Genomic DNA, 18,940 nt, shown 5'->3' on the forward strand with positions numbered 1-18,940 from the left:
CTATTTAGCCTACAAAATCGGACTTAAAATTTTACCATTTTGATTGATCGGAATCAGTTCGGAAACGGATGCATGAATGATCTCCTTTAACCCTTTTGCCAATTGTTTTTTGACAAAATATTTGTGCGTCAGTAGTCCAACAGAGCGAACCGGAATGGGATGTTCAAATTCAACTAACTTTTGCTTGTCTTCATGAGCTAAATCATGTGATGCCAAATATGGAATAATCGTAATCCCTTGGCTTGCTTTTGTAAATCGTAATAAACTCCCCATAGAGCCAGACTCAAACTTAAAATTCACTTCATTTTTTTGATTTTTACTCGAAAGTTCACAAATCTGATGCACCTGAGAACGCATGCAGTGCCCCTCCTCCAACAACCACAATTTAGAGTAATCTAGATTATCCACACTTATTCTAGCGCGCCTTTTTTTGGTGGTGCAATCATATACCAAAAACGGTTCCGTATACAATTCTTGTTCTTCAAGCTCATTGTCCTCTAGCGGTATAGCCAAAATACCAATATCCAACGTCCTCACTTTTAACGCCTGCTGAATTTGTATCGTAGTCATCTCTTTTACAGCAATGCTTACTTTTGGGAACTGATTCGCAAATTGAGTCAAAAACAAAGGCAATAAATAAGGCGCAATGGTAGGAATCACTCCAATTTTCAATTCGCCAACCATTTCTCCTTTTAATTCTTGAACAACATTATTGAGTGATTCTATTTCATTGAGTACAATTCTCAACCGATCAATAATGACCTCCCCTTCGGTCGTAATTGAGACAGGTTTGGTTCTTCGATTGAAAATTTTAACTCCGATTTCTTCCTCAAACCGACCAATCATAGTACTTAACGTAGACTGAGTGACAAAACATCGTTCCGCAGCTGCCTCGAAATTCTTCAAGTCGACCACTGCCAATACATATTGAAATTGTTGAATATTCATGGAAGCAAAAATAACAAATATCTACCATATCAATATTAGTGTTGATAATATAGTTTTTATAAACAATATTAATGGTGCATCTTTGTATCTTTATCTAACACACGAAAAATGAAAAAAATAGTAATAATGGGGATGTGTGCATTAATGTTTGCATCCTGTAATAACACAGAAAACAAAGAAGATATGGAAGCTAAAGGTGAATGTCCTTTTGGTTTTGGGGAGAAAAAATCAACAGGTCAAATTATTAAAGGAGAAGGAACTACAAACAAAGATTGGTGGCCCAATCGATTAGATTTAAGCGTACTTCGACAAAACAGTGCACTATCTGACCCAATGGGTGAGTCATTTGATTATGAGGCAGAATTTAAAAGCATCGACTACCAAGCGTTGAAAAAAGACATCGCAGCTATGATGACTGACTCCAAAGAATGGTGGCCTGCAGATTTTGGAAACTACGGTCCATTTTTTATCAGAATGGCGTGGCACAGTGCAGGAACTTATCGTACAGGTGATGGACGAGGTGGTTCAAGAGAAGGACAACAACGTTTTGCTCCAATAAACAGTTGGCCTGACAATGCGAACTTAGATAAAGCAAGAAGATTGCTGTGGCCAATCAAGCAGAAGTATGGTAAAAAGATTTCCTGGGCAGATTTAATGATTTTAACAGGTAACGTAGCCTATGAAACCATGGGATTCGAAACCATTGGGTTTGCAGGTGGACGAGAAGACGTTTGGGAACCAGCAAGCAATGTATATTGGGGTTCAGAAAGCAAATGGTTGGATGACAATCGATATTCGAAGGATAGAGAATTAGAAAAACCGTTAGCAGCTGTTCAGATGGGGCTAATCTATGTGAATCCAGAGGGACCGAACGGAAAACCGGATCCAGTTGCAGCAGCAATCGATATTCGTGAGACATTTGGAAGAATGGGAATGAACGACGAAGAAACAGTCGCTTTAATTGCTGGTGGACATACTGTGGGTAAAACGCACGGAGCTGCAAAAGACGATCATTTAGGAGCTGGTCCTGAGGGAGCCGATATTGAAGAACAAGGTTTAGGTTGGAAAAGTAACTACGCTAGCGGAAAAGGAAAAGACGCCATCACTTCTGGTATAGAAGTTATCTGGACAGAAACTCCTACACAATGGAGTCAGGGATTTTTTGAAAGTTTATTTGAGAATGAATGGGAATTGACCAAGAGTCCTGCTGGGGCGCACCAATGGGTGGCTAAAAATCCAAAGAAAATGTATCCTGATGCATTTGATAAGGACAAAAAGCACAAACCTACCATGCTTACTACCGACCTTTCATTGAGAGAGGATTCGATTTATGAAAAGATTTCTAGACGATTTTATAACAATCCAGAAGAATTTGAAGCTGCTTTTGCAAAAGCTTGGTTTAAGTTGACTCACCGCGACATGGGACCAAAATCAGCCTACATCGGACCTGAAATTCCAAAAGAAGATTTTATCTGGCAAGACCCAATTCCAGCGGTTGATCATGAGTTAATTTCTGCAGCAGATATCAAGTCATTGAAAACTGAAATATTGAGCTCTGCTCTTTCATCCAGCGAATTAATAACTACCGCTTGGGCATCTGCATCCACTTACCGTCAATCAGACAGAAGAGGTGGCGCAAACGGCGCTAGAATTAGACTAGAACCACAAGTAAACTGGGAAAGTAATAATCCTGAACAATTGAAAAAAGTGCTCAAAGTTTACGGACAAATTCAATCTGATTTTAATGCCAAGTCCGGAAAGAAAAAAGTGTCAATGGCCGACCTAATTGTATTGGGTGGTTCAGCAGCAATCGAAGAAGCAGCTAAAAAAGCAGGCTTCCCGATTGAGGTTCAATTTACTCCTGGAAGAATGGATGCGACACAAGAAAAAACAGATATTGAAAGCATCGCATTCCTTGAGCCTATGGCAGACGGTTTCAGAAACTACCAAAAGAAAGAATATACATTTACCACAGAAGAGTTATTGGTAGATAAAGCGCAATTGCTCAATCTAACTGCTCCTGAAATGACTGTTTTAATTGGTGGAATGCGAGTCTTGGATGCTAATTATGACCATTCTGAGAAAGGTATTTTTACCGCCAATAAAGGAACGTTGACCAATGATTACTTTGTAAACCTGTTGGACATGAATACCACTTGGAAAGCGACTTCAGATTCAAAACTTGAGTTTGAAGGTAGAGACAGAAACACCAACCAAGTGAAATGGACGGCTACTCGAGCAGACTTGATTTTTGGATCGAATTCAGAATTAAGAGCAATCGCTGAAGTGTATGCGAGTAATGATGCAAAAGAGAAGTTTGTGAAAGACTTTGTAAAAACATGGACCAAAGTAATGAACCTTGATCGCTTTGATTTAAATTAATAAGTTGATAACCTATTAAGGTATAGTTTTAAAGCAGTTCAGGTTAAAATCTGGACTGCTTTTTTAACTCCCATCAAACTATAAATAGTCTCACGAAACCTACGATAAACTAAAAATAACAAATTGAACGATTGGTTGTTTATTGGACAGATCAATAAAAGGGACCATTCTCAGAGATATTTCATTTATAAAGGTGATAAGGTGAATTTGGTCTTTTCTTGTTAATTGAATGTTAAACAAAACCAACCGATGTCTGAAAGCGAAGCAACAAAAATTAGAGCCTTAGAAGAAGAACTCAAAATATTGAAAGAACAATATATTTCTCAATCAGGGATGTTTGAGATGACTTCTATTTACTTAGATAATCTTCGAGAAGATTTAAAGCGATCTGAAAAAAAGCAAAGCGAAGCCAATAAAAAAATCACAGATAGCATTAATTATGCTAGGCGAATACAAGACGCTTTTGTAGTAGATGAAGGTACTTTGAGAAAAATCCTTCCCCAATCATTCATTTTTCAAAAAGCGAAAGACATTGTAAGTGGTGATTTTGTATGGGCATATAAAAATGAAAACAGCGTTTATGTCGCTGCAGGAGATTGCACAGGCCATGGTGTTCCAGGTGCTATGTTGTCTATTTTTGTGATCAGTATGCTCAATCAGATTGTCAGCAATTCCTGCAACGAACCGCCATCAGGGATTCTTTACCGACTAGATGTGTTGATGCAAAAATACTTGAGTTTATACAACGATCAAATTAATGACACTGCAGAGATCTCATTGATTAAGCTAGACATAGAAAGCCAAAAATTGGAGTATGCAGGTGCTAAACGCCCGCTAGTAAGAATTAGAAATAATAATATTACTATTTTTAAGGGTAGAAGATTTATTTTGGGGAATTTTGATCGACGAATTGAAGACATTATTGATCAAGAAATAGACATTCAGAAAGGTGATGTGATTTACACCTTCTCAGATGGATTTGTCGACCAATTCGGAGGAGAAAAAAACAAAAAATATACAACAAAAAGATTGTTAGATTCTTTACAAAGTATTTCTGACACCCCTATTGACCAACAAGGGTCAAAGCTTTCTTCCATTTATAATGATTGGATTGGAGAGTATGATCAAATTGATGATGTGTTGGTATTGGGAATACGGATATAAACAACAAACAAGACCTAAAACAAATGAGTAAATCAGCAACAGATATTCTACCAACACTTTCATTTCCTTATGAATGTGTAATATCTAAAGAGTATGGTAAAGTTTTTATTTTACAGGAACAACACATTATGATTTGTGAACTGACAAAGGAATACGTTACCATTGAAAACTTTAAAGAGATCTTTCTAGAAACGATCCCATTTATAAAAACGCACAATATCAAAAAGTTTATTTTTGACAAACAACATTTAAAAGTGTTCCACCAACCATCAATGGAATGGTATTTTGTGCATTGGAAAAAAGAAATCTTTGAATTGGGCTTATCGGTGCATCGAAAAATTTTACCTGAACAACCTTCATTTCGATTAGCTGTAGAGGCTGGACGTTCCAAAATTATGGCAGAATATCAAGATACCATTATCTCGAAATTAGACATTCAGTACAAGGACAACATCAAAGAAGCCATTGAAAGTTAGAAAGGTATAAACAGAGTTAAAGTTAGGTTCCAAGCTAAATAATAAATCATTAATTGTCAGTGAAAATGAAAAACTACAACTGGGAAACATTTACCAAGAAAATAGCTATCAAAGCTGAAATGACTGAATTGTATGCAGCTTGGACCATACCTGCAGCAATCGAAAAATGGTTCTTGAGTAAAGCCGAATTTGCCAAAACCGACGGCACTAAAGTTGCTCCTAATAGTCACATCACTGCAACTAATAGTTATGCTTGGTCTTGGCACTTATTCGATCAAGTAGAAACGGGAAAGGTAGTGATGGCCAACGGCAAAGATCAGTTGCAGTTTACCTTTGCAGGCGACTGCCTAGTTGATGTGCAATTGACACCACAAGAAGATCATGTCATTGTGAGTTTAACGCAAAGTAATATCCCTACAGACGTTCAATCCAAGCAGGGCATTCGATTGGGCTGCGAATCTGGATGGTCCTTTTTTCTTCTCAACTTAAAATCCGTTTACGAAGGAGGGTTAGATTTGCGCAATAAGAATGAAGCATTTCAAGGGATGCTGAATAATTAAATTAATGAATTCTCTACTTTCCACCATTCAAGAAAAGCTCTATACGCCTTGTTCGCTGCTAATTACCAATTTAGAAATTGAAAAAGAAGGGAAAGAATATGATGCTTGTCATTTTCAGCTCAACAACCGCACTATTATTTGTAGAAACGCCAAAGTAACGCCCAAAAAAGCTGGTCTGTTTGTGACCTTTTGGAAGCGGGATTCAAATGGCATAACCACTCCATTTGACGAAAATGATGCCTTTGATTTTTATGTTATCAATGTGAATGATTCCAATAGAATCGGTCAGTTTGTGTTTCCTAAATCGGTGTTGATAGAAAAAGGAATTACCACCACCTCTAAAAAGGATGGCAAACGAGGTTTTCGGGTGTATCCTTCTTGGGACAAGGTGAGCAGCAAACAAGCCATTAAAACGCAGCAATGGCAGTTGAATTACTTTATTGCCATTGACCCGAACTTGGATTTAGAAACAGTAAAAGATCGATATCGTATCTAAAATGAAGCACTCCATAGAAACACCCAAACCTTCGGATTATACAGAAATCGTAGAAGTTTGGGAATCATCGGTTAGAGCCACTCACCATTTTCTAAAAGAAGATGATATTATCTTCTTCAAACCACTTATCTTAAATACCTATTTAGATGCAGTTGAATTGAGGTGCGTTCGAATAGATAATCGCATCATTGGATTTTTGGGCGTCGCAGATCACCACCTCGAAATGTTATTTATACATCCAGATTATAGTGGCCGAGGAATTGGAAAACGGCTTTTGCACTTCTCCATTGAGTCATTGAACGTGCAAAAAGTTGATGTGAATGAACAGAATGATCAAGCTGTTGATTTCTATCTGCACTGCGGTTTCCAAGTAGTAAGTCGCTCGGAACTGGACCCTACAGGAAGGCCCTACCCCATTCTGCACCTTCAATTGAAAAAATAGACTGTTAAAAAACACAAAAAATAGCTCCATCTTGTATTAGCAGATATTTTATTCCTAATATTGCAAAGTAAACCAATTTAGTTTTTTTGGTTTACTTATATAGATTGCATGAAAGTAGGAGATATCCATACAGAAGAATTAGTAGTTGAGAAAGCAAGAGAGCTACTCCTTAAATATGGGGTGAAAGGATGGAACATGATTGACCTGTCTCGTGAATCTAATATGTCTAAACGAACTTTGTATAAAATCATCGGGTCAAAAGAAGACCTACTTTTCAAAATCATTCAGGGCAATATTAAAAATGAAATCACTCGTTTGAAGAAATACTTACAAAGCGATAAATCATTTCCAGTATTGTTGAACAATTTAAGTCAACAAATAACCGATGGATTTGATGATTTCATTTTAGCTAATATTAAAGCCATACGTGTTGAATACCCGAGAATAAAAGAACGAGAAGAAAAATACATCGCCGATCAAGGGCAGTTTTTATCCTTGTTCTTTCAGAAAGGAAAAGATGAAGGTTGCCTCGATGCTGATGTAGATGTTCACTCTTTGGTGATCATTGTAAAATCATTAATTGAATTCCATATGGTGAGGTGTAATAATAAAACAGAATTTAAAACAGAAATGGGAAAAGTATTGAGCACCTTTTTTACGTGTATTTTGAAATAGGCTCTTTTTTTTGTCAAAAAGTAAACTACAAAAACCAAAACAGTTTAGTTAGAAATTAAATAATTAAAATGGATATAGAGACAAACATTATTAATCGATCATCAGAAATGTACCTCAAGCTAGGTTTCAAGAGTGTGACTATGGACGATGTCGCTTCGGAAATGGGAATTTCTAAGAAGACGATTTACCTATATTTTAGTAACAAGAGAGAATTGGTGGAGGCAGTTATCAATTCAATTTTCGCACAAGTTTCCGATAGAATAAGTGAATTGATGAATTTAAACTTAAACCCTATTGAAAAGCTTTTTAAAATGAATGATTTTTTAGACGATGTGTTGAAGAATGAAAACACTTCTCCCTTTTATCAATTACAAAAATTCTACCCCCAAATATATAAAACTCTAATTACAAACCAGCTTACTCAAATCAACGAATGCCTCATTAATAATCTAAAACGAGGAATGGATCAAGGTCTTTATCGCCACGATATTAATGTAGATGAGATGAGTCGCTTTTACTTAATCGGCATCAACGGAATCAATGATCTACAATTATTTAACACTCCAAATTTTAACAAAATTAATTTACAAAGCACTCATTTAGAGTATCATTTAAGAGCCATTTGCACTACTAAAGGAATCCAAATTTTAGAATCAATTAATAAAAACAAATAAAACAACCATGAACAAAATAATCATAGCGGTTCTACTACTTCTGGCAATTGAGACCAATGCGCAAGAGAGCCAATCGCTTACGTTGAAAGATGCCATCACCTACGCCCTTCAAAACAAGTCAGATGCAAAAAAGGCGAAGCACAACATTGCAAACAGTGAATACCAAATTCAGGAAGCCCGTTCTAGAGCCTTACCTCAAATCTCCATTAATGGTGGTGTGACTTACAATCCAATTCTGCAAACGACCGTAATTGACGGAAGCGCTTTTGGTGGCGGTTCAGGCCCAATCAAAGCGGCTTTAGGTCAGGATTGGAGCTCTAGTGCAGGAATTAGTTTCAACCAAACTTTGTTTGACCAAGCAGTTTTTACAGGCTTAAAAGCGGCTAAAACCACTCGTGAATTCTATCAAATCAACGAACAATTGACGGAAGAGCAAGTGATAGAAAATGTGTCGAATAACTACTATCAAGTTTATGTTTTACGTCAGCAAATTGCATTGGTAGAAACCAATTTAGAAACCACAACCAAGGTTCGTGACATTGTAAAAGGACAACTAGAAAATGGTTTGGCAAAAAAAATTGATTTAGATCGAATGAATGTGAATCTATCGAACATTAAAACTCAAAAACAACAATTGATCAATGCGATGCAACTGCAGGAGAATGCATTGAAGTTTTATATGGGAATGTCAATCTATTCAGCCATCACCATTCCTGAAGAAGAATTTGCGGTGACGCCATATACCAATCAAGATTCATTGAACCCAAACAATCGAAGTGAATACCAATTATTAAAGAAACAAGAAGAATTATTGACCCTACAAAAGAAAGCAATGACGGCGGGCTACGCTCCTACTCTTTCGCTTTCTGCCAATTACAATTACTTGGGTCAAGGTAATCAGTTGCCTTGGTTTGCAACTCCTTCAGAAGGGGTGTATTGGTCTGACTTTTCTGCCATTGGGTTGAGCCTAAAAATTCCTCTTTTCACTGGATTTAGCACACGGTCAAAAGTGGGTCAAGCCAAAGTACAGTTAAACATATTACAGGAAGATCTAAAAGACACCCAATTGGCATTGGACTTAGATTATAAAAATGCAACGACTCAGATTAGCAATAGCATTATCACGCTAAAAAGCCAAAAAGAAAACATGGAATTAGCGGAAGAAATTCAGAGAAACATCAATAACAATTATTTACAAGGTCTGGCCTCGTTAACGGATCTTTTGGATGCTGAGAATGCATCTATAGAGGCCCAAAACAACTACACTTCAGCAGTTTTAGATTACAAACTAGCAGAAATCCAATTATTAAAATCTAAAGGAGAATTAAAAACATTAATCAATAACTAAAATGAATAAGTACCTAAAAGTCGGAATAATCATCATCGCATCTCTTGCCCTAATCGGTTATGTTTTATCGAACAACAAAAAAGAGAATGAAGAAAAAATAGCTATAGTAGCCGAAGGCAATGCTAGCGTTGCTGTGAAAGTAGCCAACGTAAAATCTGAAGTAATATCGTTGGATTTCGTTGCCAATGGAAACTTTCAACCCATTCAAGAACTAACTTTCTCTGCTGAAAAAACAGGACGAGTAGTTGAACTATTTGCTAAAGAAGGCGACCAAGTGACGATTGGACAAACATTAGCCATCATGAGAGGCGATGCCATTAACGTGAGTGCAGAAGCGGCAGAAGTAGCTTACCAAAATGCCAAAACAGATTACAGCCGTTTTGAGAATGCCTACCAAACAGGTGGTGTAACTAAACAGCAATTGGATCAAGCTAAAGTAGCGTTAAAAAATGCGGAAGCCAATTACGAGCAAGCCAAAATCAATTTGGGCGATACCAAAATTAAAGCGCCAATCAATGGAATCATCAATAAAAGGTTTATTGAAAAAGGTTCTATGTTGACAGCAACTCCTACTACCAACCTATTTGAAATCGTAAATGTCTCAAAACTAAAACTGAACGTTACAGTGGATGAACGTCAAGTTACAACACTAAAAGTTGGTGACGAAGTCAACATCAAGGCGAGTGTTTATCCTAACCAACAGTTTAAAGGTAAAATCACATTCATTGCTGCAAAAGCTGACAATACATTGAATTTTCCTATTGAAATTGAAATCGAAAACACTGAGGACAAGCAATTGAAAGCCGGAATGTACGGAACTGCAACCTTCTCATCAAGTGAGTTGCAACAGAAAATGACCATTGTACCTCGAACAGCATTTGTAGGAAGTGTGAGCAGCAATCAGATTTTCGTCGTAGTAGATGGAGTTGCAAAGTTAAAAACGGTAACTGCTGGTAAAATCATCGGTGATCAAGTAGAAATTTTAAATGGATTAACTGTCGGAGAGGTCATTGTAACTACTGGTCATATCAACTTAGAAGACGGTAACGAAGTAGAAGTTATCAATTAATTGAACGTGACTAAAAACAAATTAACAAGATGAAAATAGCAGAAATATCTATAAAACGACCCTCCATTATTATTGTATTCTTTACAATGCTAATTCTAGGGGGAGTTTTTAGCTACACCCAATTGGGGTACGAATTGATTCCCAAATTTGAAACGAATGTGATTTCAGTAGCTACCATATACCCAGGAGCTTCTCCTAGTGAAATTGAAAACACGGTAACCAAAAAAATAGAAGATGCCATCGCATCATTAGAGAACATTAAGAAAATTGACTCTAAGTCATACGAAAGTTTGTCCATTGTATCCATTACTTTAACCTCAGAAGCGGATGTCGATATCTCGATGAACGATGCGCAACGAAAAATTAATGCCATCCTCGCAGACTTACCTGATGATGCTGATCCTCCTTCTTTGTCAAAGTTCTCATTGAGTGATTTACCCATTATTACTTTAGGTGCTTACGGAAAGATGGATGAAGCCGCCTTTTATGACTTGATTGACAAAAAAATATCTCCTGTATTGTCTCGGGTAAATGGTGTTGCTCAGGTAAACATTATCGGTGGACAAGAGCGTGAAATTCAAGTCAATTTAGATGCTACGAAATTGCAAGCTTATGGTTTATCAATTCCTCAAGTGCAACAAATGATTTTGGCTTCTAACTTGGATTTCCCTACAGGAAACATTCAAACGAGAGAACAGAAAATACTGATTCGTTTAGCCGGAAAATACAAAGATGTAGATGAATTGAGAAACTTAATTGTATTGGACAAAGGCGATGTACAAGTAAGGTTGAAAGACTTAGCAGATGTTCAAGACACACAAAAAGAGGCAGAAAAATTAGCTAGAGTAGATCAAAAAAGTGCAATCATTTTACAAATTGTAAAGCAGTCGGATGCGAATGCTGTAGCTGTAAGTGAGGACGTATTAAAAACAATTGCAACTTTAGAAAACGATTACAAATCCAATGAATTGAAGTTGGAAGTTGCAAAAAACAGTACCAACTTCACCTTGGAAGCAGCTGATTCGGTGATCCATGATTTATTGATTGCAGTAATCTTGGTGGCTTTTGTTATGTTGTTTTTCTTGCACAGTATTCGAAACTCATTGATTGTAATGGTTTCTATTCCTGCTTCATTGGTCGCCACATTCATTGGAATTTATTTATTCGGATATACCTTAAACTTAATGAGTTTATTGGCTTTATCTCTAGTAGTAGGTATTCTGGTGGATGATGCCATCGTGGTGCTCGAAAACATTTACAGACACATGGAAATGGGTAAAAACAAGGTACGTGCTTCTTATGATGGAACGGCAGAAATTGGGGCAACAGTAACTTCTATTACCTTAGTAATTGTGGTGGTTTTCTTACCAATTGCCATGAGTTCAGGTTTGGTATCAAACATCATTACCCAATTCTGCGTCACCGTTATTATCGCTACTCTCCTATCTTTAGTGACTTCATTTACATTGATTCCATGGTTGTCCTCTCGATATGGCAAACTAGAACACATCACAGGGAAAAACCTTTTTGGAAGAATTATTTTGGCCTTTGAAAGTCGATTGACCCAATTCACCAACTGGATTTCAGGATTACTGACCTGGTGTTTAGATCATTATAAAAGTTCATTGGCTGTTGTTTTGGTCATTTTCTTTAGTGCCATTGCATTGTTGCCTGCTGGATTTATTGGAGGAGAATTCTTTGCTCGATCAGACAGTGGTGAATTTTTAGTACAGATCGAAATGCCAAAAGATGCCTCATTGGAGCAAACAAACTTTATGACTCAAAAAGCAGAAGCGTTTTTAGCGGCACAAGAAGACATTAAAAGTCAGTTTACTACGGTAGGGCAAACCAGTGAAGGAATGGGAGCTTCTCAATCTACTGCTTATAAATCTGAAATCAACGTTAAAATGGTGGATCAGAGTGAGCGAACGGACGATGCCTATGTTTATGCTGCAAAAACCAAACGTGAATTACAGAAAGTATTGGTTGGAGCAAAAGTAAAAACGGTTCCAATCGGAATTATCGGTACGGCAGAAAGAGCAACACTAGCGTTAATTGTAACTGGACCAAATGTAGAAAGTGCCATGAAATTTGCAACGCAAGCTAAGGATGAGTTGGCAAAAATTCCCGGAACCACAGAGATTAAATTATCTGTAGAAGATGGTAACCCTGAGGTGAATGTACAAGTAGATCGTGATAAAATGTCGGCATTGGGATTGAATCTACAAACAGTAGGTATGACGATGCAAACTGCTTTTAGTGGAAACACTGATGGTAAATTTAGAGCCGGAGAATACGAATACGACATCAACATTAAGTACAATGCATTCGATAGAAAAAGCATAACTGATGTGAGTAATCTGATCTTTGTAAACAATGCTGGTGAGCAAATTAAATTGACACAGTTCGCTACGATTACTGAAGGTTCAGGACCTAGTCAGTTAGAGCGTAGAGATAAGTCAGCATCTGTTACTGTACAAGGACAAAACATTGGAGTACCTTCTGGAACTATTGTAGCGGAATGGAAAGAACGACTAGAACAATTGGAAAAGCCTGCGGGAGTAGGCTATATATGGGGAGGTGATCAAGAAAACCAAAGCGAAGGTTTTGGAACATTAGGAGTCGCTATGTTAGCAGCTATTATCTTGGTTTATTTGGTAATGGTCGGATTGTACGACAGTTTTGCTCATCCTTTTGTGGTATTATTCGCTGTCCCCCTTTCATTTATTGGAGCATTGTTAGCCTTGGCATTGACCAACAATTCATTGAACATTTTTACTATTCTTGGGATCATTATGTTGATTGGATTGGTTTGTAAGAACGCCATTATGTTGGTGGATTTTACAAATCAGAGAAGAGCAGCTGGAGAATCCATCAGAACAGCGTTGATTCAAGCGAATCATGCTCGTTTACGTCCAATTTTAATGACCACCATTGCCATGGTATTTGGTATGTTGCCGATTGCATTAGCTTCAGGAGCAGGTGCTGAATGGAAAAATGGATTAGCTTGGGTAATCATCGGTGGTTTGATCAGTTCTTTATTCTTGACTTTAATCGTGGTACCTGTGATTTATGAAATCATGGAAAAATTGATTGCAAAGTTCAGCAAAGGAGAAAAAGTGGATTATGCTACTGAGATGGTAGCGAATTATGAACCTAAACATATCAGTGAAGATGGATTTAATCCAGATCACATATAATGATTCTTTTAAGTTTGGATTAGTTTGTAGTTTGGAAAAGCGAATGCCTTTAGGGGTGTTCGTTTTTCCTTTTTTAGAGCAATTAAATTGGAGAAATGGCGATAGATGAGTTATTTTGGTATACTCAAATAAAAACGATGAAATTATACACAACCATCCCCAAAGCTCTACTTCCCTATTTCGAAGAAGAAATCAAGCAATCCAAGACAGAGTTCGATAATGGCAACCTCGCCAACGCATGGCATCATTTGGAGCGGGCACACATTATCGGCCAGAAATACCCCATGGCACATTCCTTTGTTCATTGGAAAATGCTGCAATTTGGAATTAAAATAAAAAGCAGTAAGGAAGTCGTTGGACAAATCCCAAGGCTATTAGTAGGAGGAGTAAAATCCTTTGTCGGAAAAGTACCGGTTGGCAACCCTGGTGGCGCCAATGTTCCTCCCATGAAACCGTTTCCGATTGATCCTGAATTGCAGAGTATATTTGAGAAAGCAGGAGTTACAACAACCTAAAATGGGCTAATTTCCAATACCGTTTGTGTAATTCTATTGGTGTTTTGAACCCTGTAGAAATACCTTTACCATTCTAAACCAACTCCCTAAAATTGGATCACAATGGTAAAAAAAACAATTAAAATACTCGGAATAATACTAAGTATACTGTTCCTTTTCTTTGGAGTTAATTTATACTGCTCTAGAGCAATAGATAATGACATACTGATGGATTCAGTAGAAGATACCAAAGAAACATTTGGCGACTTCAGTAAAAATGACAACCTCAAAATGTTCGAATTAGAGAGTTTTCGATACTCCATTCTTAAAACATATGGACTGGTTTCCAAAAAGCTAGCTGTATTCAATAACATTACCATCTCCCCGATGGCTTATCTAAGCGATGGATTGGTGGTGACAGGAGTCATCGTTTCTCCTAGAATGAAAGGCAATTATCCAGTCATCATATATAACCGAGGCGGCAATCGTGATGCAGGAAGCATTAGTTTTAGGATGATTCAAAAACACATGGCATTTTTGGCTGACAAAGGATATATCGTAGTGGCTTCTAATTACAGAGGAAACCGAGGAAGCGAAGGAAAAGAAGAATTTGGTGGCGCCGATGTAAACGATGTCATGAACCTCATTCCTATTCTTGATGAAATTCCTTCTGCCGACACTTCAAGAGTTGGAGTTTTTGGACACAGTCGAGGTGGCATAATGACCTACAAAGCATTGCAAAACAAAGGAGTTTTTAAAGCCGCTGTGGTAATGGCTGGCTCTACCGACCTGTTTGAGAGCATTAAAAATAGACCAGAAATGGAACAATACGTTTATTCTGAAGTAATTCCCGATTACTCCCTTCAAAAAGATGAAAAATTGAAAGACCGTTCTGCAGTTTACTGGCCAGAAAAAATAGACCGAGTGCCGTTGTGCATACTACATGGCACAAGCGACAAACGAGTGGCGTATAACACAGCTACCACTTTTACCGACCGACTTACTTTGCTCCACTTTCCGTATCAGTTTGTGACTTTTTTGAACGACAACCATATCTTAAGTAACCATCAAAAGGAATCTCAAAACATTATCGTGAATTGGTTTAATCGCTATTTAACCAATCAACAGCCGTTTGATGTTGGACAAAGAATGGTAGAGATTCAATAGATATTGGAGCATCAAAACCATCATCCCGTAGATTATTCGTGAGATAGATTTCTGTTGGTGAAACAGAAATCTACCTAAAATTTAATCCCCTGTTTTTTTACTCATTCGTCTAAGTTGCATTGTAAAAAAAAAGAAGAAGTGGAGCCAACCGCTGACGATTATATTTCACCCCAATTTCAAATCTATTTCTTAGCTTGCACTTGCCTTTTTGGCAGTGAAACACATTATTGGGAAATCACCGATACTACTGCTTCGCAACACATTTCTTATAAAGGCTACCTTATGAATCTTGAAATTAACTTAGAAAAAATAGCACAAATTGCCATTGAAAAACAACGAGATAATGTTTCTTTTGGAAATTACCTAAAAATTCAAGACGCTAAAAAGGTAGATGAAATTGTGCATCGATTGAACAATGAAATCACACCAAAAATAAGCTGTGTCGATTGTGGAAATTGCTGTCGAAACCTAAGGCCTGTAGCTACTGAAGAAGCCATGCGTCCCTTTGTAAAGCCCGAGAACATTGAAACGTATAAATATGTAAAAGGATTTGAGTGTAAAAACTTGGACTGTAATATGTGTACTATTTACGAGGCCCGGCCTGAAGAATGTCGCCAATATCCCTATTTACATCGGGATCAATTTGTAACCAGAACTTCTGAATTGATTCAGAACTATGAAGTTTGCCCGATTATATTCAATGTTTTTGAGCGCTTAAAAACGGAATTGGATTGGGCAGCGCAACCTACAAAAATTTAAAACCAATAATAACTCATGAGACAGATAAATAAAAATACACTCATAACCATTTCATTGCTATTTATTTCAAGTATTGGATTCAGCCAAAACCGAGAAATAAAAATCAAATTTATTAGTAATTGTGGGCTGTACCTGACTGATGGAACCACTGACATTTATACTGATTTTCCATACCGTTCGGGTGCATTTATCTATCATGAATTTGATGATGCCGAACTGGATAGTATTAAAGACAACGCTACTTTCATTTTTACACATGCGCATGGAGATCATTACTCTAGCAAGAACATGAGGAATGTTATCAAGAACAAGAATGGAAAAAAATATGGAAAATGGAACATTGAGGAACTCGAAAATTTATCGAACACCATTCCAGACTTTGAAATAATAGCCTTCAAAAACAAACACCAATTCTCATTTGCGCACTACTCCTACTTGATCACCTGGCATGGAAAGAAAATATTTTTGTCAGGCGATGCTGAAAGTACAGCCACCATTGAAGGAATTAAAGCAATGGATTGGGCGTTTGTGCCGGGTTGGTTGCTTAACTCCATTTTTAGAAATGAACTAAAAATAGATACTAAAATGTTTGGACTATACCATATCGGTCCAAAAGATGACATTCAAGTAGATGATCCTAAAATTTTAGTTTTAGACAAATCAGGAGAAACGATTACCATTCCCTATTAAGCCACACAATCTCAACATTCTATTTTCGTTATTGTCCTTTCATAATCTTTATACATTTATGATATGATAGTAAAAAATCTACTTACTACACTCCTATTCGTTTGGACCTTCTGTCAGTTAACAGCTCAGAATCATTTTTATAATCAATTGGCTGACTCCGCAAAGACGCTAACAAAACAAAATGTTCAATACGATGGAAGCTATTATCAATTAGACTATCCCAATGGCGATGTACCAAAAAATAAGGGAGTGTGCACCGATGTTGTAATTCGAGCCTACCGAAAGGTTGGAATAGACCTGCAAAAGGAAGTGCATGAAGACATGTTGAAGCATTTTGAATTGTACCCAAAAAACTGGGGGTTAAGTCGCCCTGACAAAAATATCGACCATCGACGTGTTCCTAATTTAATGACCTACTTTTCAAGACATGGGAAAGAGAAAACTATCACCACTTCTTCGAGCGACTATATTCCAGGAGACATTGTTTGTTGGGATCTAGGGAGCGGATTGACCCATATTGGAATCGTAACCAAGAAAAAAAGTAGAGATGGCCAACGCTATCTTATTGTCCACAACATTGGCGGCGGACAAGTTTTAGAAGATTGTTTGTTTCGATTTAAAATAATTGGACATTATCAATTTAATAAAAAAACGCCCTAAATCATTAATATTAGTCCAATAATTCAATGGATTAAGACTCGAATTCCATTTTTTAATTTATCTTTAAAACTCAATTTCTAAACCGTTTGAAGAAAATTAAAGTCCAATGAAAATCAACAACCTTATACCCCGAAACGAAATTGATGAGAATGACAAGCTACGTAAAGCATTCGATCAATTTCAAAAATTCATTTTAATCCTAAATAAAAGGGAGTTACCACAAGAAGTTACTGAAAAAATCAATGATTTTGTAAAAGAAATCAACGAGTGTTCGGCTAGTGATTTGAAAAGCCAGCTTCGAAAAAATCAGGCAAAAGTTGTTCAACTTCTCGAAAAAGAATTAAAAATGGTACCCATTAATCATCATAGAAAAACGTGGTTGGCTTTAGGAATGGCAGCCATTGGAATTCCAATTGGGGTTAGTTTTGGAATTAGTTTAGGCAATATGGCCTTTATCGGAATAGGATTGCCTATCGGAATGGCAATAGGACTAGGAGTTGGAACGAAAATGGACAAAGCAGCTAAAGCAGAAGGCCGACAACTTGAAATTGAATTAATACATTAGAAATCAAACTAACCACCTATTATTTATGCCAACCAAAGACCGAATCAAACTTCCCTTTACTTATGACGTTGCCAAAATGCACGAAGAATGCAAAGCGCTTCAGTTGCACCAATTTGAATATTACGATGTGATCCACTTGCGATCTCCTGCACACTTAGTAGACACTTCAATACCCTTTCCTCCTCCTGCGGCCGATTTTGCTGATGGAACGTGGACGGATTGGATGGACACCAACGAACTCAAAAAAAGTCCATATTTGATGAGTATTGTGAATGGATTTAGAGATAAAATCGACGTTACACTTGTTCGGTTATTGCGGCTTTCATCTGGAGCTATAGTGAAAGAACATACCGACCCTACTTTGGCGCTAGAAATTGAAAAGTCAGTAATCCGACTGACCATTCCAATTGTGAAGCATGAATTGGTGGATTTCTATCTGAATGGCAGCATTGTGCCCATGAAGCCTGGCGAATGTTGGTATTTGAGATTAACCGATCCGCATAAGATAGAAAACAATAGCCCGATAGAACGCATCAATTTGACCATTGACATGCGACCGAATGATTGGATTAGAGGAATAATTAAGGAAAGTGAAAGCAAATTGAATGTACTGTAAACGCTCTCCACCGTTTTAATACTTTACGTTTCAACAGACTGTGCATTTTCTTCCTTTTTTAACTTATCTTCGGGTTTGGAAAAAATAATTTAACGAATTGATGGTGAATAGTTATCCGTTTTTGCGTGTCCGCCGTGGTGGAAATGTTTTTCTTGTTAGTTTTGAATCAACTAAATATAATTAACAATTAAAATATGGTTATGTCGTACTAAATGCTTCATATCAACTTGTTGTAGCCAATTAAAAAAATGAGACAAAATCTAACATTAGCTTTTCTCTTTACAGTATCGTTTGGAGTATTTGGTCAGAACTTGGACAAAGGAATATATGTTGGTAAAGGACTTCCTTTTACAATATGTTATCTTACTTACACGGACTCTATCATAGAAGTAGAATATTTCTATGAAAAGGGAAGCCAAATATTTGGACACTCCGTTGCGAAAAAACTTGAATTTGGAATGGAAAGCTTTTCGACTAAGCCAATTTTCCTTTCACCAGACGACAGTGTCAAAGTCTTCATAAAATCGGATCATTATTTAGTCAAACGAGAAGGAC

20 protein-coding genes are annotated in these 18,940 nt (G+C 37.1%); 19 read left to right on the forward strand and 1 reads right to left on the reverse strand.

The genetic code is table 11. From position 1 onward, the window contains the following. Positions 1-9: 9 nt before the first annotated feature. Complete coding sequence (locus ACTB0X_RS03560) at positions 10-948, reverse strand: LysR substrate-binding domain-containing protein (RefSeq protein WP_463023614.1); 939 nt, start codon at positions 946-948, stop codon at positions 10-12. Between the two features lie 108 nt (positions 949-1,056). On the opposite strand from ACTB0X_RS03560, the gene katG reads away from it, so the two are divergent. From katG to ACTB0X_RS03655, 19 genes are all read left to right on the forward strand, one after another. Next, a complete protein-coding gene (katG, locus tag ACTB0X_RS03565; RefSeq protein ID WP_463023615.1) occupies positions 1,057-3,330 on the forward strand; it encodes a catalase/peroxidase HPI in 2,274 nt (757 codons plus the stop codon). A gap of 249 nt (positions 3,331-3,579) precedes the next feature. Beyond that, positions 3,580-4,494 (forward strand): PP2C family protein-serine/threonine phosphatase, encoded by a 915-nt coding sequence (locus ACTB0X_RS03570; protein WP_463023616.1) that lies wholly within the window; start codon positions 3,580-3,582, stop codon positions 4,492-4,494. Between the two features lie 23 nt (positions 4,495-4,517). Beyond that, positions 4,518-4,970, forward strand: coding sequence for a hypothetical protein (locus ACTB0X_RS03575; RefSeq protein WP_463023617.1), 453 nt, complete (start codon positions 4,518-4,520; stop codon positions 4,968-4,970). A 65-nt stretch (positions 4,971-5,035) separates the two neighbouring features. Further along, positions 5,036-5,530 carry an SRPBCC family protein gene (locus tag ACTB0X_RS03580; RefSeq protein ID WP_463023618.1) on the forward strand — a complete coding sequence of 165 codons (495 nt, stop codon included), beginning with the start codon at positions 5,036-5,038 and terminating at the stop codon, positions 5,528-5,530. Positions 5,531-5,534: 4 nt separating this feature from the next. Then, on the forward strand, positions 5,535-6,026 hold the full coding sequence (locus ACTB0X_RS03585) for a MepB family protein (RefSeq protein WP_463023619.1): 492 nt from the start codon (positions 5,535-5,537) through the stop codon (positions 6,024-6,026). Between the two features lies 1 nt (position 6,027). Next, positions 6,028-6,468, forward strand: coding sequence for a GNAT family N-acetyltransferase (locus ACTB0X_RS03590; RefSeq protein WP_463023620.1), 441 nt, complete (start codon positions 6,028-6,030; stop codon positions 6,466-6,468). A gap of 108 nt (positions 6,469-6,576) precedes the next feature. Beyond that, positions 6,577-7,143 carry a TetR/AcrR family transcriptional regulator gene (locus ACTB0X_RS03595; protein ID WP_463023621.1) on the forward strand — a complete coding sequence of 189 codons (567 nt, stop codon included), beginning with the start codon at positions 6,577-6,579 and terminating at the stop codon, positions 7,141-7,143. Between the two features lie 68 nt (positions 7,144-7,211). Further along, on the forward strand, positions 7,212-7,817 hold the full coding sequence (locus ACTB0X_RS03600; RefSeq protein WP_463023622.1) for a TetR/AcrR family transcriptional regulator: 606 nt from the start codon (positions 7,212-7,214) through the stop codon (positions 7,815-7,817). Positions 7,818-7,824: 7 nt separating this feature from the next. Continuing rightward, positions 7,825-9,165, forward strand: coding sequence for a TolC family protein (locus ACTB0X_RS03605; RefSeq protein WP_463023623.1), 1,341 nt, complete (start codon positions 7,825-7,827; stop codon positions 9,163-9,165). 1 nt (position 9,166) lies between these two features. Further along, on the forward strand, positions 9,167-10,234 hold the full coding sequence (locus tag ACTB0X_RS03610) for an efflux RND transporter periplasmic adaptor subunit (RefSeq protein ID WP_463023624.1): 1,068 nt from the start codon (positions 9,167-9,169) through the stop codon (positions 10,232-10,234). 29 nt (positions 10,235-10,263) lie between these two features. Then, complete coding sequence (locus ACTB0X_RS03615) at positions 10,264-13,434, forward strand: efflux RND transporter permease subunit (protein ID WP_463023625.1); 3,171 nt, start codon at positions 10,264-10,266, stop codon at positions 13,432-13,434. Positions 13,435-13,571: 137 nt separating this feature from the next. Next, positions 13,572-13,949 carry a DUF3703 domain-containing protein gene (locus ACTB0X_RS03620; RefSeq protein ID WP_463023626.1) on the forward strand — a complete coding sequence of 126 codons (378 nt, stop codon included), beginning with the start codon at positions 13,572-13,574 and terminating at the stop codon, positions 13,947-13,949. Between the two features lie 102 nt (positions 13,950-14,051). Beyond that, positions 14,052-15,095 carry an alpha/beta hydrolase family protein gene (locus ACTB0X_RS03625; protein ID WP_463023627.1) on the forward strand — a complete coding sequence of 348 codons (1,044 nt, stop codon included), beginning with the start codon at positions 14,052-14,054 and terminating at the stop codon, positions 15,093-15,095. Between the two features lie 114 nt (positions 15,096-15,209). Further along, positions 15,210-15,854 (forward strand): YkgJ family cysteine cluster protein, encoded by a 645-nt coding sequence (locus ACTB0X_RS03630; protein WP_463023628.1) that lies wholly within the window; start codon positions 15,210-15,212, stop codon positions 15,852-15,854. A 15-nt stretch (positions 15,855-15,869) separates the two neighbouring features. After that, positions 15,870-16,544, forward strand: coding sequence for an MBL fold metallo-hydrolase (locus tag ACTB0X_RS03635; protein WP_463023629.1), 675 nt, complete (start codon positions 15,870-15,872; stop codon positions 16,542-16,544). A gap of 63 nt (positions 16,545-16,607) precedes the next feature. After that, positions 16,608-17,204, forward strand: a complete 597-nt coding sequence (locus ACTB0X_RS03640; protein ID WP_463023630.1) for a DUF1287 domain-containing protein — start codon at positions 16,608-16,610, stop codon at positions 17,202-17,204. A gap of 106 nt (positions 17,205-17,310) precedes the next feature. After that, complete coding sequence (locus ACTB0X_RS03645) at positions 17,311-17,769, forward strand: hypothetical protein (RefSeq protein ID WP_463023631.1); 459 nt, start codon at positions 17,311-17,313, stop codon at positions 17,767-17,769. Between the two features lie 25 nt (positions 17,770-17,794). Next, entirely contained in the window at positions 17,795-18,385 is a 591-nt protein-coding gene (locus ACTB0X_RS03650) for an aspartyl/asparaginyl beta-hydroxylase domain-containing protein (RefSeq protein ID WP_463023632.1), read from the forward strand. 248 nt (positions 18,386-18,633) lie between these two features. Continuing rightward, on the forward strand, positions 18,634-18,940 hold a 307-nt coding region (locus ACTB0X_RS03655; RefSeq protein WP_463023633.1), incomplete at its 3' end, for a hypothetical protein.

Source organism: Acidiluteibacter sp. (genome assembly GCF_055129545.1).

Bases quoted from the DNA above. Each gene is read 5' to 3' on its own strand.
- ACTB0X_RS03560 (WP_463023614.1), bottom strand. From the start codon at position 948: ATGAATATTCAACAATTTCAATATGTATTGGCAGTGGTCGACTTGAAG.
- katG (WP_463023615.1), top strand. From the start codon at position 1,057: ATGAAAAAAATAGTAATAATGGGGATGTGTGCATTAATGTTTGCATCC.
- ACTB0X_RS03570 (WP_463023616.1), top strand. From the start codon at position 3,580: ATGTCTGAAAGCGAAGCAACAAAAATTAGAGCCTTAGAAGAAGAACTC.
- ACTB0X_RS03575 (WP_463023617.1), top strand. From the start codon at position 4,518: ATGAGTAAATCAGCAACAGATATTCTACCAACACTTTCATTTCCTTAT.
- ACTB0X_RS03580 (WP_463023618.1), top strand. From the start codon at position 5,036: ATGAAAAACTACAACTGGGAAACATTTACCAAGAAAATAGCTATCAAA.
- ACTB0X_RS03585 (WP_463023619.1), top strand. From the start codon at position 5,535: ATGAATTCTCTACTTTCCACCATTCAAGAAAAGCTCTATACGCCTTGT.
- ACTB0X_RS03590 (WP_463023620.1), top strand. From the start codon at position 6,028: ATGAAGCACTCCATAGAAACACCCAAACCTTCGGATTATACAGAAATC.
- ACTB0X_RS03595 (WP_463023621.1), top strand. From the start codon at position 6,577: ATGAAAGTAGGAGATATCCATACAGAAGAATTAGTAGTTGAGAAAGCA.
- ACTB0X_RS03600 (WP_463023622.1), top strand. From the start codon at position 7,212: ATGGATATAGAGACAAACATTATTAATCGATCATCAGAAATGTACCTC.
- ACTB0X_RS03605 (WP_463023623.1), top strand. From the start codon at position 7,825: ATGAACAAAATAATCATAGCGGTTCTACTACTTCTGGCAATTGAGACC.
- ACTB0X_RS03610 (WP_463023624.1), top strand. From the start codon at position 9,167: ATGAATAAGTACCTAAAAGTCGGAATAATCATCATCGCATCTCTTGCC.
- ACTB0X_RS03615 (WP_463023625.1), top strand. From the start codon at position 10,264: ATGAAAATAGCAGAAATATCTATAAAACGACCCTCCATTATTATTGTA.
- ACTB0X_RS03620 (WP_463023626.1), top strand. From the start codon at position 13,572: ATGAAATTATACACAACCATCCCCAAAGCTCTACTTCCCTATTTCGAA.
- ACTB0X_RS03625 (WP_463023627.1), top strand. From the start codon at position 14,052: ATGGTAAAAAAAACAATTAAAATACTCGGAATAATACTAAGTATACTG.
- ACTB0X_RS03635 (WP_463023629.1), top strand. From the start codon at position 15,870: ATGAGACAGATAAATAAAAATACACTCATAACCATTTCATTGCTATTT.
- ACTB0X_RS03640 (WP_463023630.1), top strand. From the start codon at position 16,608: ATGATAGTAAAAAATCTACTTACTACACTCCTATTCGTTTGGACCTTC.
- ACTB0X_RS03645 (WP_463023631.1), top strand. From the start codon at position 17,311: ATGAAAATCAACAACCTTATACCCCGAAACGAAATTGATGAGAATGAC.
- ACTB0X_RS03650 (WP_463023632.1), top strand. From the start codon at position 17,795: ATGCCAACCAAAGACCGAATCAAACTTCCCTTTACTTATGACGTTGCC.